Genomic DNA, 15,536 nt, shown 5'->3' with positions numbered 1-15,536 from the left:
TTCGTGTTGTGAAATAGTTATGCTTTCTTAACTCGTCAAAAATACCATATTTCGCTATAATAGAGGTCTACATGAAGCAAGATGCCACCATTGTCCACCTTATCGTGAGGATGTGTAAATGCCTTGTTAGCCATTGAACGCCGAAAACGCATCATGCAGCACCTGTTCCAGGACGGCAGAGTTCTCGTCGCAGAGCTTAGCAAGCAGTTTCGAGTGACGGAAGAAACAGTGCGAAGAGACTTGGATCGTATGGAGAAAGAAGGTCTCCTGCTAAGAACACATGGGGGAGCATTTTTAGCAGAGACATCCGTAAGCTCTGACGTCCCTGTATGGGTGCGCGAGGACTGCTATTTGTCTGAAAAGAAGTGGATCGGAACAAAGTGCGCTAGGCTTATCCAACATGGGGATACGATTATGCTTGATTCGAGTACAACTTCACTCCATATCGCCAAAATAATAAAAGCGCGCAAGCAATTGACTGTAATCACAAATTCACTAAATGTCATCATGGAACTATCAGATGCTGAACATATTAAATTAATTTGTACCGGTGGTACTCTTCGCCGCCGATCACTGTCCTATTCTGGACATGCTGCTGCCAACGCCCTCGCCCGATATACTGCCGACAAAGCCTTCCTCTCGTGCTCCGGTATCGATCTTACACACGGCGTAACTGACGCCAATGAAGAAGAAGCTGAAATACGCAAGATTATGCTGCATCATGCGAAGCAGAGTATATTAGTCGCAGATATAACGAAGTGCGAGAAAATAGGGCTTGTCAAAATTGCTGAATTGTCCAGCTTCCATACGCTGGTTACCAATTGTCCGCTGCCATTGCAATGGAGAGAGGGACTGGCGGCACAATCCATTATTCTCGATGATCAGTGCGATCCAAATAAGCAATATGCCGCGACGGCTCGATGCAGTATGAACAGTTAAATGAAAATAATGATTGATGATTACTCCCTAATTGGAGACCTCATCAATCCGCTTCCTGCTCGTTCTTGAACTTTTCTACCAAAATATCGCGTATCGTAATTGCCGCGGGGGATAATTCATCCCCCTGCTTCCATACAAGCCCATGGATTAGAGTTGGTACTTGTAGCGGAAGATAGCCAAGCGCTTCCTGCTCGATCTCCTCCTTTACCGTTCGATAAGGCAATAACGCCATGCCCATTCCCACCTTGATTGTCTGCTTCATCATCTCTAAGCTATGAAAGGTACTATATTGACTAGGCTTGATCCCGCTCTCTTGGAGAAGTTGAGATGCTACTGCTTGATAGACGCATTGCGAGCCAAATCCAATGACTCGAACATCATCCAGTGCTTCCCAGCCTTCCTCTTCCCAGCGGAGCTGCATCGACATAGGAACGACCCACACCATCCGTACATTAACAAGCGGCAGGAAGTCAACACCGCCCATTTGCGGCCGACCGGCCACAATTCCAAGCTCGCATTCCCCTTGAAGAATTCGCTGGCATGTATCCTCCATAAATCCCGGAAGCAGGTGAAGCTTGATTCGCGGATACTTAAGGAAAATTGCTGTTAACAAGTCCGTCATTCGCGTCGTGCAAAAGGATTCCAACACACTTAATGTGACTGTTCCCTCTATCGATTGGCCCGCCGGAAGCTCTTGGGTCAGCTCTCTGCCCAGCAGACTCCATTTCTCACTATAACGCAGGAAGATAGCCCCGGCCTCGGTCAGTTCTACACCACGCGGCAAGCGATGGAACAATGTTTGTCCAACCGTCTTCTCCACCATCTTTACATGTGAGGTAATTGTTGATTGTACGTATCCTAATTGCTCGGCCGCACGGCTAATGCTCTTCGTGTGGGCGACCACCCGTACGGTTTCGACTTGCTTCCCATCTAATAGCTCAAACATCCCTCTTCCCCCTTCATGAAACAGCTTCATACAATTCATGCACTTATCTAAGCGTAAATGATACTTCTCTCATCCCGTAATCGATACCACATAATACATCCCTCATACCGTAACGAGAACAATACATCTCACATCGATAAGAATTTGATATCGGAAAATGAAATGTGAGATATCATAATTATTCGTATTACAAATACCAAATCACATTATACAATATATTTCAAGCACCGGTGCAATCAATCAATCCGAGACACGAACTCATTACTTAGAAAGGAAACTATAGGATGAACAATTCTAACGTAACACAGAAAATGCTTAAAATTGGCCGAAAACGTCCATCACTTCAATATGTAAAAACATCACTACTCGCAGGTACAGGAGGGGGACTTGCTATCCTGGTACTAGCACTCCTTGAAGGCTGGTTGTCGTCCCCTTTTTTGATGGCTCCTTTTGGAGCGTCATGTGTTATTTTGTTTGCGCTGCCAGACAGTCCATTGGCACAGCCGCGCAATGTAATAGGGGGCCATCTCATCAGTTCACTGGTCGGGCTGACCATTAGCTCATGTGTTGGCGTGCATGTCTGGAGCCTCGCGCTAGCCGTCGGTCTGTCCATCGCCTTCATGCAATGGACCAGAACCATTCATCCACCTGCGGGCGCCGATCCACTGCTTATTATGATGACAGGCGCCCCTTGGACTTACCTGTTGTTTCCGGTCGGGTTAGGAGCCGTTGTCTTAGTACTGGCGGCGTGGACATATCATCGCACACAGGGAAATCAATATCCTAAGCATTGGTTCACCTCATAATGTTGCAAATAAATAATAAGGAGCAGATCGCAACGGCGACCTGCTCCTATCTTTTTTGGACTGCTTGATTACAGTACCTTCTTCAGTTTTTTCACATAATTTGCTCGAATGAATAAGAAATAGACAACCTGAATAACGAAGAATGTACCTAATACTAGAATGATTTCTTTTAAAATAGAGATTTGCGAGAACAAATTTTGCAGTGTGTTCAATGCAACGGCACCATGAATGATAGCTACGACAATCGGTACAAAGAACAGCAGTCCGATTTGAGTGGATACAACCTTTGACAGTTCCCCTTCAGTCAGACCCAGCTTGGAGATAGCTCGATACTGCACGATGTCGGAATCCAAATCCGAGAATAGTCGGAAATAAAGGAAGCTGCCTGCTGCCACGAAGAAAACAATTCCTACGAACAAACCCGTCAGCAGAATTTGGCCCATACCCTGATTCGCTTCCTGCATCGCAAGCGCTCGCGCCTGAAAACGATAGTGGGGATTGGTACTATCAGCATTCAACTGTGTATTCAGCTTCTCCGCTACTGCCTTCGTTCCCTGCCAGTCATCCATCGCAAATACATGCATATCCATATCGGTTTTCGACTTTGGAAGTGCGTTGAAATCTGAATCCGACATCACAAGCACATGATTTCCAGTGATGTATTGGCGGACATCTTTGCTCATGTCCGGTACATCTGTCAATTGAAGCTTGCTTCCACTGCTCAGAGTCAAAGTCTGCCCCTTCGACCAGTCCTTCTTCCCTCTGTTATATCCGAAGTCATCCATCTTGAATTGCATCAATACCGCACTTCCTGCATCTACACGGATCTTATCCTCCGAGATCAGGTTATAATCCGTTACGGAAATTGCATTGAATGAGTATTTATCCTTAAGCTCCGCATCTTTATTATGAATAACGAAGCTGTCATAGTTAACGTTTTCTTCCTTCAACTCTGTCTCAATGTATGCAAGATGTTTTTGCTCCTGTTTATTGTCGGCATAGGAATCATAAGACATCGGCGGCATCGATCCTGCAACGCCCTCAGTCAGCATCGCTTTGAACCCAACAAGCGTGCCGATGGCTGTAAACGCAACGGTTGAAATAATCGCGACAAGGAAAAACATGCGTGCATTATCCTTCATCCGATATGCCAAATCGGACAGTGTCAACATGTTTGTATTCCGGCGATACAACTTCTTGTTCTTCTTCAATTTATGAATGATATACACACTTAGCTGTGTGAATAAGAAGTATGTACCGATCGACACAAGAATGACGACAGGCAGCAGTGCAAACATAACAAGGGTTCCGCGTACGATAAAAGCTATCGCATAACCGATTAGCAGCAGTATAGCAGCCAGAATAGCCAGCCATACCGACGCCTTCGGCTCGGGTTTTGGCTTCGTCGAGGCTTTCAATAGATCAATAAGTGAGCTTGTTCGCAAGATCGTCGCCGTAAAGAACGAGATTACTAGGAACAACAGCATAAAGGCCACAAATGTAAACCAAAGCGCCTTTGTTGGGAAGTAGAACGATAACGAATGCTCCAAATACAACATGGACGAACCGAGCATAAGCATCCCTTTGGAAAAAATCAGTCCTGCTGCTATACCAGCCACAGTCGAAGCAAATCCAATGATCGTATTTTCTAAAAATACGAGACGCTTCAGCTGCATATTGGACATCCCCAGCATGATGCAGACACCGAATTCTTTCTTTCGCGTCTTCAAGAATACGCTCATCGAATAGAGGATGAAGAAAAACGTAAAGACGTAAATGATATACTGGGCAACCTGCATCCCTGTTTGTGCGCCTTTTCCGAATCCCCCACTCTCCGCCAAATTCAATTCTGGATGGAACGCCAGCATCGAATATACGAAAAAGATCATAACGGAGAAAGCACTGCTTATAAAATAACCGGCATACAGCCGCGCGTTGCGAATAACGTTTTTAAACGCGAACTGACGAAAGTTCATCTTCCGCGCCTCCTATTGCCGACAACACATTCATAATTTCTTGGAAGAACACTTGTCGTTGATCATGCTTATGCAGCTCTCGGTACAGCGAGCCGTCCTTGATGAAGATGACGCGATCACAGTAACTGGCAGCAAATGCGTCGTGAGTAACCATCATCATCGTCGTGCCGTCTTCCTTATTGATTTTCTGCATCATTTCGAGAACATCCTTGGCTGACTTCGAATCCAGATTCCCCGTCGGTTCATCCGCTAGAAGCAGCTTCGGATTATGGATCATAGCACGCGCAATCGCAGTCCGCTGGCATTGTCCCCCAGAGATTTCGTACGTGCGCTTGTCCAAAATTTGCTTGATGCCCAGTTTCTCCGCTATCGTTTGCACACGCTGCTCCTGCTCCTTAATGCTCACATTTTCCAGTGTTAATGGAAATACGATGTTTTCCTTCACCGTCAAGGTTTGCAGCAGGTTGAAATCCTGAAACACGAAGCCAAGCTGACGGCGGCGGAACAGTGCCAACTTGCGTTTATTTAAGGCGTGCGCATTGCTCCCACCAATCAATACTTCTCCTGATGTGGGCTTGTCGATTGTCGATACCACGTTTAAAAATGTCGTTTTCCCGCTTCCGGACGGCCCCATAATCCCAACGAACTCACCTTCGCCAATGGTTAGGTTTAAATTCGATAATGCTTGATAAGAGACTTTACCCTCGTATACTTTGGATACATTTTTAACCTCTAGCATAGTAGAATTACACGCTCCTTGTTGTTTTCGGTACCTTCACTTTACTCCCGATTAGCAAATACAACCATTGTTATTGCTTACATTTTCCTTTCAAAATTGTCACGTTCATTCCTCAGCTGCAATTCAAATAGAAAGAGAGCAAGCCACGATACGGCTTACTCTCTGATAAGGATATAACTGTGTTATTACAATACTTTTTTCAGCTTTCTTACATAGTTCGCACGAATGAGCAAGAAGTACACGACCTGAATGATGAAGAACGTGCCTAATACGAGTATGATTTCTTTCAAAATCGATACGTTCGGGAACAAATTCTGCAACGTATTCAGTGCAACCGCTCCATGAACGATTGCTACAATGATCGGAACAAAGAACAGAAGTCCGATTTGCGTCGTAACAACCTTGGATAGTTCCCCTTCTGTCAACCCCAGCTTCGAAATTGCCCGATACTGGACAATATCATTATCCAAATCTGAGAACAGGCGGAAGTACAGGAAGCTGCCTGCTGATACGAAGAATACGACTCCGACAAATAAGCCCGTCAGCAAGATTTGTCCCATTCCTTGATTGAGTTCTGACATCGATGTCGCTCTGGATTGGAAGCGATAGTCTTGCTGCTTTTCTTTTTGGAACTGCTTTTCCAGATCTGCTGACAATGTCTTTGTCGCCTGCCAGTTGTCCATGTTGAAGATATAATTTGTCTCGTCGAACTTCGTAAGCGGGATTGCCTTAAAGTCCTCATCTGACATTACCAGTACTTCGCCGCTCGATACATATTGTCTCACATCGTCGGTCATCTCAAGTGTGTCAACAAGCTTCAGCTTACCTGTCTTCTTCAATGTCAAGGACTGCCCCTTTGACCAATTCGAAGCTGTGCTCCTATTGCCAAAATCATTGCTTATCGTTTCCAGTACGAATCCTTCACCCTGACGGAGCTGAATGCGCTCTTTGGCGAATGAATTGTATTCCGATACCCCCATCACCTTCATAATCGATCCATCTTTGATTTCTGCTGTTTTGCTATGAATGATGTAGGCATCATACTTGATGTTTTCTTTCTTGAGTGCTGACTCAATCAAATCTACATGTTTCTGCTCTTGCTTATTGTTCATTGTATTCGATTCATACGACATAGGCGGCATCAAATCTGCCACACTATTTGTCAGCATTGCCTTGAAGCCAACGAGTGTACCAATAGCCGTAAAAGCTACAGTAGAAATAATGGCGACGAGGAAGAACATCCGTGCATTGTCCTTCATCCGATAGGCCAAGTCTGACAAGGTCAGCATATTTGTGTTTCTGCGGTACAGCTTCTGCTTCTTTTTCAGCCTATTAATAATGAACACGCTTAGCTGTGTGAATAAGAAATAAGTGCCTACCGAGACAAGAACGACTACAGGCAGCATGGCGAATAGGACCTGTTCCCCGCGGACTACGAACGCAGTTCCGTAGCCGCCTAAGATGCACAGTGCTGCAAATATCGCGAGCACCGCATTAGCCTTAGGCTCTGGCTTCGGTTTCGTTGAAGCTTTTAGCAGGTCGATCAAGGAACTTGTACGTAATATGGTAGCCGTAAATAATGAAATCGCAATAAACAGTGCCATGAAGGCTGCGAACGTGAACCACAACGCTGTCGTTGGGAAATAGAATGACAATGGGTCATCCAAATACAACAAGGATGAGCCTAGCATGAGCATTCCCTTTGACAATACTAATCCGGTCACTATCCCTGCAACCGTTGAAGCAAATCCGATAATGATATTTTCTACAAATACAAGGCGCTTCAACTGCATGTCAGACATCCCTTGCATAATACACACACCGAATTCTTTCTTCCGTGTCTTCAAGAAGACGCTCATGGAATACAGGATGAAGAAGAAGGAGAACACATAAATAATGTACTGAGCTACCTCCATCCCCGCCTGTGCACCCTTGCCGTACTTGCCGCTGCCAGCCATGTTCAATTCTGGGTGAAAAGCCAGCATCGAATAGACAAAGAAAATCATTACGGAGAAGGCGCAGCTTATGAAATACCCGGCATACAATCGCTTGTTCCGAAATACATTCTTAAACGCGAACTGACGAAAGTTCATCTTCCGCTCCCCCCAATGCTGACAAGACATTCATAATTTCTTGGAAGAATACTTGCCGTTCATCATGCTTGTGCAGCTCTTGGTACAGCGAACCGTCCTTGATGAAGATGACGCGGTCACAGTAACTTGCAGCAAATGCATCATGGGTAACCATCATCGTCGTGGTGCCGTCTTCCTTGTTGATCTTCTCCATCATTTCAAGCACGTCCTTGGCTGACTTGGAATCCAGATTACCAGTCGGCTCATCCGCAAGCAGCAGCTTCGGCTGATGGATGATTGCCCGCGCAATCGCAGTACGTTGACATTGACCACCCGAAATTTCATAGGTGCGCTTGTCCAGAATATGTCCGATTCCAAGCTTGTCCGCAATCACTTTTACACGCTGTTCCTGTTCCTTAATGCTGACATTCTCCAGCGTCAATGGGAAAATAATATTTTCCTTCACGGTCAAAGTCTGCAGCAAATTGAAATCCTGAAACACAAAGCCAAGCTCTCTGCGACGGAACAAGGCTAGTTTACGCTTACTAAGAGCGTGTGCATTGCTGCCGCCAATCAATACTTCTCCTGATGACGGCTTATCGATCGTGGACACCACATTCAAGAAAGTCGTCTTACCACTTCCGGATGGCCCCATGATGCCGACGAATTCGCCCTTGCCTATCGATAAATTCAAATCGGAAAGTGCTTTGTAAGACACTTTGCCTTCATATATTTTGGATACATTTCTGACTTCCAACATAGATGCTAATTACACTCCTTCGCGTACCTGTTCTGTACCACCTACTTTACTGGGTATGAAGAAATGTAACCATTGTTATGCCTTACAATTTCCTTTCATTTTTGTCATGTAATCCATTTTGACAGATTACTACTCCTATCAAAATAAAAAAGGATCCTCGCATGACAACATGCAAAGAATCCTTTTTACCGTTACATCGACAACTAGCTTACTGTCTACTAATGATGATCTCCTTTTCTCCGACTGAACGCAAACCCTCCAAAACCGCCGACAATCGCAAGATAGAATCCGAGATCATACCACCAGCCTGTATTATTGATCTCATATACACGGATTCCATCCTTGAAAAGCCCAAAAATCAGCGAGATCGGCGCAATCCAGCCATGCCAGATCCCCCAGAAGAAACCTGCTGGTGATTGATCCGTGTACGAACCGTCTCCAGGCATACAGCCGCTCAGCAGAATCGTCATGGCGATAAACACTACACATAAGAGAATAAATCGCTTGGAATGCTTCATTAAAATGTCATCCCTCCTATATTGAAATACGCTACTGTTCAGATGATACATTAACAGTGATGTCCCCTTGACCATTTCTCAACAATGGCGCATACATCATAATCGCTTCGTTCTCAGCTGTAGGCTCGTCTTCGCAGCACTCTCCTGTCTCATTATATATGGCTAGGAGCAGTACATTATGACGAACATAGCCTACTCGTCAAGCAATAGCTGCGATGTATCATCGAAATTTCATTGCTTTTTCAGGGTCAATATGATATATTAGTTCTTCTCTTTCCATATTTTGATGTGTTTCAACAAAGAAGTAGGAGAGATCACACAATCCTTTCTTAGGAGGTAACTGAAGGTGAGCGACACGTTTCAAAGTGCCTTTCAAGAAGAGCAGCACCGTCTGAAAGACACGCTCGACATCATCGAGCAGCAATACGACAAAGTTCATAATGTAGCCCCTTATACTGGGCACGACTTTACGCTGCAAGTATTAGAGGACAACCGCAAGCAGCAGGAAGAACGCTTGGCTCAAGCCCGTAAGGAGCCTTATTTCGGAAGAATCGATTTCGAAGAAAACGGCAAGGATGAAGCACTCAAGCTGTATGTCGGCAAACGAGGCGTTCATCGCAGTGCAGAAGTCGAGAATGAAGCGTACCCGCTAGTGATTGACTGGAGAGCCCCGATTGCGAGCTTATTTTATTCCTTCTCCGGAGGTACCGCTCCGGTATCTTATGATTCATTAGACGGCCCTATCGAGGGCATCGTGCATCTCAAGCGCAACCTGGCGATACGCGGACAACAATTGCAAAGAGTCGTCGATACCTACAATCGCTCCGAAGGCGAAAGCCATGTTACAGACGAATTTCTCGTCTACCGGCTAGGAGAGAACAAGGACAATCGACTGCGCGATATCGTATCTACGATTCAAGCGGAGCAGGATCGCATCATTCGCGCTCCGAAGAACACTGCCTTGTTCATACAAGGGGTCGCTGGTAGCGGTAAGACGACCGTTGCTCTGCACCGCCTTGCTTATTTGCTTTATCAATATCAGGAGCAGATTCGTGCCGAGAAGATGATGATTTTTGCGCCCAACCGCATGTTCCTGAACTATATATCCGATGTCTTGCCTGAACTGGGTGTCGGCAACATCCAGCAGCAGACGTTCCCTGAATGGGCTTTGGCGGTAATGGATATGCAGCTATCCGTAACACTCGCATCTCCGATGGAGCAAGTCGAGAAATGGTACGGTTCCTTGGATTCGCGTCCAGTTCTTGACGATCACGTTTCGGGACGATTCAAAGGCTCCCTCTCCTTGCTGTCTTATATGGATCAGCTTATGAAGGAGTACGAGCAGAACGCGGTTCCAAGCGGCGACTTCTCTCCTTGGGACGGAACCGTTCTCCCGTATGCAACCATATACAGCTGGTTCCATGAGGAGTATCGCTCCTACGAGCCGGCCAAGCGCAAGGAGCGCGTTATGGCCCGCATTCAGCGCTGGATTCAGATGGAACTGAAGCGAGAACACTCCAAGACAGTTCTTAAGGATAAGAAGAAGCTATCAACGCAGCGTCTCAAAGCCTATATGAAGAAATGGCCTGTCCTCGATACATGGGAAATGTATCGCTCCCTGTTCGAACCGAAGAAACAGGGCGACACGGATAGCGATAGCAGTATCGTCATTCCAGAGCCCGTGCGCAAAGAAACCTTAGCGTATTTGAAGAAAAAAGTGGTTCGTCACGAGGATCTGGCAGCACTGCTCTATTTGCATTCCCGTTTGCACGGGATTTCATCTGAGTACCGATACGATCATATTGTCATCGATGAGGCGCAAGACTTCTCGCCTTTACAAATTGCAGTACTCGACCACTTTGCCAAAAACCACTCCTTCACCATCTTAGGCGACCTCTCACAGGGGATTCATGCGTATGCCGGTATTCACGACTGGTCAGAGATGCGAGAACTGTTCGAAGCGGATGCAACGGATTACTTCGCCTTAACACGCAGTTATCGTTCGACGATGGAAATCATCCGGTTCGCGAACGTCATCCTAGATCGAGGTGTAGGAACAAACATGTTGGCCGTTCCGGTATTCCGCAGCGGTCAGAAGGTTCGTATTGTCAGCAGCAAGGCGAACGAGAGAGCAGAGCAGCTGAAGCAGATTATCACTGATTTCCAAGACAATGGGCATAATACGATTGCTTTATTGACTCGAACAGCGGATGAAGCCAGAGAATTGTACGCAGCACTCCATGCAAATATCGAAGGAGAACTGAAGCACAGCATCCACCTGATTGATGGCAACGAGCAGCAATACGAAGGCGGAATATCCGTTCTTCCGGTATACTTGTCCAAAGGCTTGGAATTCGATGCGGTTCTTGTTCTTGACGTCGATGAGCATCGATATCCATGCAGCTTGCTTGATGCGAAGCTGTTGTATGTCGGCTGTACTCGTGCGCTGCACGAGCTGTGGATTGTTCACGAACCTGTGAATCAGCTATCGCCGCTCGTGTGCACAGATGACGAAGATACGGTCGAATTGAAGTCTTAACCGATTTGTTCACTGAACCTAATAACTTGTTCACACAAAAGGACATTCTCTAGCAGCAGTAATATCTAGATGAATGTCCTTTGTTGTATGTTTCGCCATTCTATGGACTTGCAAAACCATATTCAGCCCTTACAAGTGAACTTGCTTATACTGTAGCACACAGGTAGTACCCTCGTCTGGGCGGCTGTAGTACGATATTGTGCCGTTCATCGATTTCACCAGACTAATAACGACCATTAGACCGAGCCCTGTTCCCTTCTCCTTCGTCGTATAGAATGGCATGCCAATTCGTTTAATTTGATAATCGCTCATGCCAACCCCAGTATCCTTAATATGAATATGCACTCCCTCGTTATCCGACCAGGTGGTAACCTTCAACGTACCTCCATCCGGCATGGACTCAACTGCATTTTTCATTATGTTTAGCAGCGACTGCTGAAATTTCTTCGACTCTCCCATAATGTACATCGGTTTTTGAGATAGATGCTGGACAACTACCTCCACCTTCGACAGTAAACAAAGTGGAGATACCATGGGCACGACGGTGTCTAGTTCTTCCTGAACATAGAGCGGACGAGCCACCTCGACCGTTGGTTTGGCGTAATTCAAATAATCTGTAATGATCGAATTCGCCTGTTCAATGCCGGAAGCTGCATAATTCCGATAGGTCTGAATTTGTTCCGGGGTCAAGTTTTTACGGTTCATAAGCTGTAGAAAGCCTTGTGCAGTTGTCAGTGGATTACGAATTTCATGAGAAATGGAAGCGGCTAGCTGACCGATAACTTGATATTTCTCAGCACGAAAAAGCTCTTCCCGCATCCGTTCCTGATTTTTGACATGATGATAGATGTAGCTTACATACATCGAGGACAAATAGGTTCCAATGACAGCAATCACCACCTCTACTCCCTGCACTTGATCCCATTGATCGAAGAAGAACAGATAGCCAGCTAAATATACCGTAATCAGCAGCAGCGACATGAGGAAAATCTTCAAATAGGTACTTTGCAGCACCTGCTTATAGTGCAGGATAAGTCCAGCTGCGAGCATCATCGTGGAACCAATGATTGTCGGTACCGAGTAAATCTGCAAGTATAGTAATGTGCACAGATTGAATGCCAACCATGTACATATCCCTGGCAGCAAACCCTCGAACAGAGCAGCCAGCGCAAGAGACACTGGAGTTAAGTGCAGCCCGTACAGCAATGGATCGATATCTTCATACCCAATATAAAAACAAGTCAGCAAAAATAAGATAAAGATAAATAACAGCTTGCGACGGTAATGAGCGAACATGAATTTCGGCGTGATGATGAGAAACATAAGACTTGCGCTCATAATATAGAGCAGCCCTTTGAATTCATGCGCTAATATGGAATGGATCAACATCATTATTCCTTTCCCTATCGATTCAATGCCTTGAACGTTGAGCATTCGAGTCAGCCAATGATTTTCCCGTTCCATGGAAGCCCTTTATGGAATCGGGAGCGGTCATTGGAACGCCATGCCGATAGCAATGGATAATCATACATATCCCATATTTTGCAGGGTGGGGCATCGATCGACGATCGTTCGATGATGCAATTGACCGCTCTTCGCGCAGCCTCATTCGCCCCTTCCATCGTAGCCAAATCTGTATTCGTTCGAACATAATCCGACGCAAGGAACAGATTCGGAATTGCTGTATATGCATTCGGCCGCAAGTTCCACGTGTGGACATGATTCACGAGCAGCGGCTCCATGTTGATCACTTCATGCGGGTTCGGGAATTGAATATCTTCATCGAGATACCAATGCACAATCATATCATCGTTCAGTATGGTCTCACCTTGATTCAAGCTCCGCTTCAGCTGCTCCCACACTTCTATCTTAATTTGCTCGCTAGTGCAGTGCATTGCCGGCTTCCCGAATACAATACCAGGCGTCTTCCAATCCGATACATCGATCGAGATGATACCTGCCACATCCCCATTGCCGAAATCGCTCATCTTGAAATGCGGCCAGAACTGAGCTTGGGATACGGAAGTCAATGCCCAAGGGCTGTCCATATAGATGACATGACCATGGATGATAGGGACATCTTTTTTCAAATAAAATTGGACGCCGTTCATCCATTCTACGTTCTTCGCTAGCTCGGGCAGTCCGCCCAGCAATGGATCACCCTCGATTAGATCCTCCGTAATCAGTTCCGCCATCACCTCAACGGGCAGTGCTGCGATATAGTAATCTGCGGTTACAATGTGGGAGCGGCCTTCTTCTTGAATGGTCACGCCTTGAATCCGGCCATTCTTGCAATGAATATGTTCAACTTTCGCTCTTAAGCGATAGTCGACTCCCCCCTGTCTCAAGTAAGTCAGCCAAGGATTGATCCACACATCATTGGTAGGGCCGTTCAGCAAGCGATCCGCACTACCTCCTGGCAGCACCATATCCAGCATTACGGTTGCAGCTACCGTGCCTACTGTGCAGGCATTCGCTTCCTTCGCCCGTGCTGCGACCAATATACGCGTTAGGCCAGTGAAGATGTGTCTGAATTCCGCTGACTGCTTCTCCGCCTGTAGAAAATCCCACCATGCTACACGCTGATAATCCAGCAGCCGGCGTTCATCACAGCTAGTCAGAACCTGCCACAGACAGTTCACATAACGGTCGACGTCCTTCTCACTTAAACCAAGTTTATTATCGAATAGTGATTTAAGCAGTGTGCGCCAGCCGCGTATCGTTTGCGGGAATTCAGTAAGAAAAGGAAGCATAGGACGATTGAAGAAGGCAAGTCCCAAGTTCGTTCCTTCGATTAGATTATCAAATACGGTTGAACTCTTGGTGCTGTTCGGACGCTGATAGGGAATACGCTTCATGGTGTCCGTAACGTGCTTATAGAATTTTGGGAAGAACCGGAATCCGTGTTCTCCTGGCAAATCTGGTCGACCATTCGTCCCCGAATTGGGAACCGGCATACTTCGTGCCTTGCCCCCTGGAATGGTTCTCCATTCATACACAGAGACGCGAAATCCACGCTCCATTAGTTCGTGCGCTGCACTCATGCCGGCGATACCACCGCCTAACACGATCACACTTGGGCGATCTTTCCCCACCATAAACAATTGAGCACTCCTATTCCATTATTATCATTGGAAAAATAAACTAGTTTCATATTACTATAAATCGACGGATTACAACACCTCTCAACGCAGATCTACAAGAAAAACAGAATGTAAGTTAGAAACGTGCCCCTTTCTACCATTTTACATCATAGATTTGGAACCTATTTGCAAGAAATCAACAACAAAAAACCTGCCCTTTGATTCATTGAGCAGGCATGTATTTCGCTGGGTTTCACGGAGAAGAACGGTTCATTTTTCATAAATATGGGTAATGACAATTTGTCGAACGCGAGTTCATCACCTAGATGACTTGAACGACCCAAGCAATCCATGCAGCAGCTGGATAGAACAGCAACTGAGCGATAATCGTACCTACCACTCTTGAGAACATCAAGAGCGCGAATATTTTACCTAAGCGATTCCATTCTGTCGCATCGCCCATTGCGCGATCGGTAAGCATTGCCATTTGCGGATCGACGAAGATCGTGAGTATGATCGTAGCTAGTCCGTTAATTAGTCCAGATGATTGCGAGGCGGCCGTACTATACTCTGGATTCAAAGCAGATGCGTACAGTGCTGCCAGAACCCCGATCGTATAGATGCTGGTGACCAGACAATTCAATAGCAGCAAGCGCTTCGGAATTCCCATGATCCGCAGCGAGCGGAGCATGTTCCATGTTGGCGTTCGCAGATGATGCTTCACATGCCGAATCTGATCGAGGGATACGGATGAAATCAATTTCGGTATAGAGCCTGACACTTCCATATGACGTATCACTCTAGTTGCAATCAAGACAGCCGTTGGAAAAAAGAGCATTGCCAGCAGCGTTCCTACCGTTGATGAGCCGATTACAATACGGAACTGGCCTTCCAAATCAAATTCCGGATGCTGCTTTGCATAATCGATAATTTTCCCTGTCATTGGGCCCTGAAGCAAATTCGAAGTACGAGATACAAGGACAATTATGCCGGTTAATGATAGAGCAACTGCAAGTCTACCTGTACGTACGCCCGCGTAGCGAACCGCATAGGACAATGTCTCAAATAAATGGATAAGCATAGTTAGTAAGGAGATGATGATAATTTTATCCAACGTGAACTCCCCCACAGGAAATCGTTGTTATACCAATTATAGCT

12 protein-coding genes are annotated in these 15,536 nt (G+C 46.0%); 3 read left to right on the top strand and 9 right to left on the bottom strand.

Going from position 1 to position 15,536, the window contains the following annotated elements; all coding sequences use genetic code 11:
* Positions 1-123: 123 nt before the first annotated feature.
* Positions 124-939 carry a DeoR/GlpR family DNA-binding transcription regulator gene (locus tag M3661_RS05525; RefSeq protein ID WP_021253081.1) on the top strand — a complete coding sequence of 272 codons (816 nt, stop codon included), beginning with the start codon at positions 124-126 and terminating at the stop codon, positions 937-939.
* Between the two features lie 43 nt (positions 940-982).
* Here the strand turns inward: M3661_RS05525 and M3661_RS05520 are convergent, their stop codons facing one another.
* Entirely contained in the window at positions 983-1,885 is a 903-nt protein-coding gene (locus M3661_RS05520) for a LysR family transcriptional regulator (protein ID WP_072727853.1), read from the bottom strand.
* A 284-nt stretch (positions 1,886-2,169) separates the two neighbouring features.
* On the opposite strand from M3661_RS05520, the gene M3661_RS05515 reads away from it, so the two are divergent.
* The gene (locus M3661_RS05515) at positions 2,170-2,691 is read left to right on the top strand and encodes an HPP family protein (RefSeq protein WP_251482897.1); all 522 of its coding nucleotides are present in this window, start codon (positions 2,170-2,172) and stop codon (positions 2,689-2,691) included.
* 68 nt (positions 2,692-2,759) lie between these two features.
* On the opposite strand, the gene M3661_RS05510 is transcribed toward M3661_RS05515, so the two are convergent.
* The 5 genes from M3661_RS05510 to M3661_RS05490 all read right to left on the bottom strand — a co-directional run bounded on the left by M3661_RS05510 (position 2,760) and on the right by M3661_RS05490 (position 8,756).
* Positions 2,760-4,667 (bottom strand): ABC transporter permease, encoded by a 1,908-nt coding sequence (locus M3661_RS05510; RefSeq protein ID WP_251482896.1) that lies wholly within the window; start codon positions 4,665-4,667, stop codon positions 2,760-2,762.
* Positions 4,642-5,406, bottom strand: coding sequence for an ABC transporter ATP-binding protein (locus tag M3661_RS05505; RefSeq protein ID WP_251482894.1), 765 nt, complete (start codon positions 5,404-5,406; stop codon positions 4,642-4,644). The genes M3661_RS05510 and M3661_RS05505 overlap by 26 nt, the downstream gene beginning before the upstream one ends.
* A 185-nt stretch (positions 5,407-5,591) precedes the next feature.
* On the bottom strand, positions 5,592-7,499 hold the full coding sequence (locus M3661_RS05500) for an FtsX-like permease family protein (protein ID WP_251482893.1): 1,908 nt from the start codon (positions 7,497-7,499) through the stop codon (positions 5,592-5,594).
* A complete protein-coding gene (locus M3661_RS05495; RefSeq protein WP_044355020.1) occupies positions 7,474-8,238 on the bottom strand; it encodes an ABC transporter ATP-binding protein in 765 nt (254 codons plus the stop codon). The genes M3661_RS05500 and M3661_RS05495 overlap by 26 nt, the downstream gene beginning before the upstream one ends.
* A gap of 218 nt (positions 8,239-8,456) precedes the next feature.
* Entirely contained in the window at positions 8,457-8,756 is a 300-nt protein-coding gene (locus tag M3661_RS05490; RefSeq protein ID WP_021253091.1) for a hypothetical protein, read from the bottom strand.
* Between the two features lie 346 nt (positions 8,757-9,102).
* On the opposite strand from M3661_RS05490, the gene M3661_RS05485 reads away from it, so the two are divergent.
* Positions 9,103-11,295, top strand: a complete 2,193-nt coding sequence (locus M3661_RS05485) for a HelD family protein (protein ID WP_251482891.1) — start codon at positions 9,103-9,105, stop codon at positions 11,293-11,295.
* A gap of 129 nt (positions 11,296-11,424) precedes the next feature.
* Here the strand turns inward: M3661_RS05485 and M3661_RS05480 are convergent, their stop codons facing one another.
* The 3 genes from M3661_RS05480 to M3661_RS05470 form a co-directional block, all read right to left on the bottom strand.
* Complete coding sequence (locus M3661_RS05480; RefSeq protein WP_251482889.1) at positions 11,425-12,687, bottom strand: sensor histidine kinase; 1,263 nt, start codon at positions 12,685-12,687, stop codon at positions 11,425-11,427.
* A 47-nt stretch (positions 12,688-12,734) separates the two neighbouring features.
* Positions 12,735-14,393 carry a hydroxysqualene dehydroxylase gene (locus M3661_RS05475; RefSeq protein WP_251482887.1) on the bottom strand — a complete coding sequence of 553 codons (1,659 nt, stop codon included), beginning with the start codon at positions 14,391-14,393 and terminating at the stop codon, positions 12,735-12,737.
* 307 nt (positions 14,394-14,700) lie between these two features.
* Complete coding sequence (locus tag M3661_RS05470; RefSeq protein WP_251482885.1) at positions 14,701-15,492, bottom strand: lipid II flippase Amj family protein; 792 nt, start codon at positions 15,490-15,492, stop codon at positions 14,701-14,703.
* Positions 15,493-15,536: the final 44 nt, after the last annotated feature.

Source organism: Paenibacillus sp. MER 180, assembly GCF_023713665.1.
Taxonomy (GTDB): domain Bacteria; phylum Bacillota; class Bacilli; order Paenibacillales; family Paenibacillaceae; genus Paenibacillus_B; species Paenibacillus_B suaedae.
This window is presented reverse-complemented; position numbering and strand designations above follow the sequence as displayed.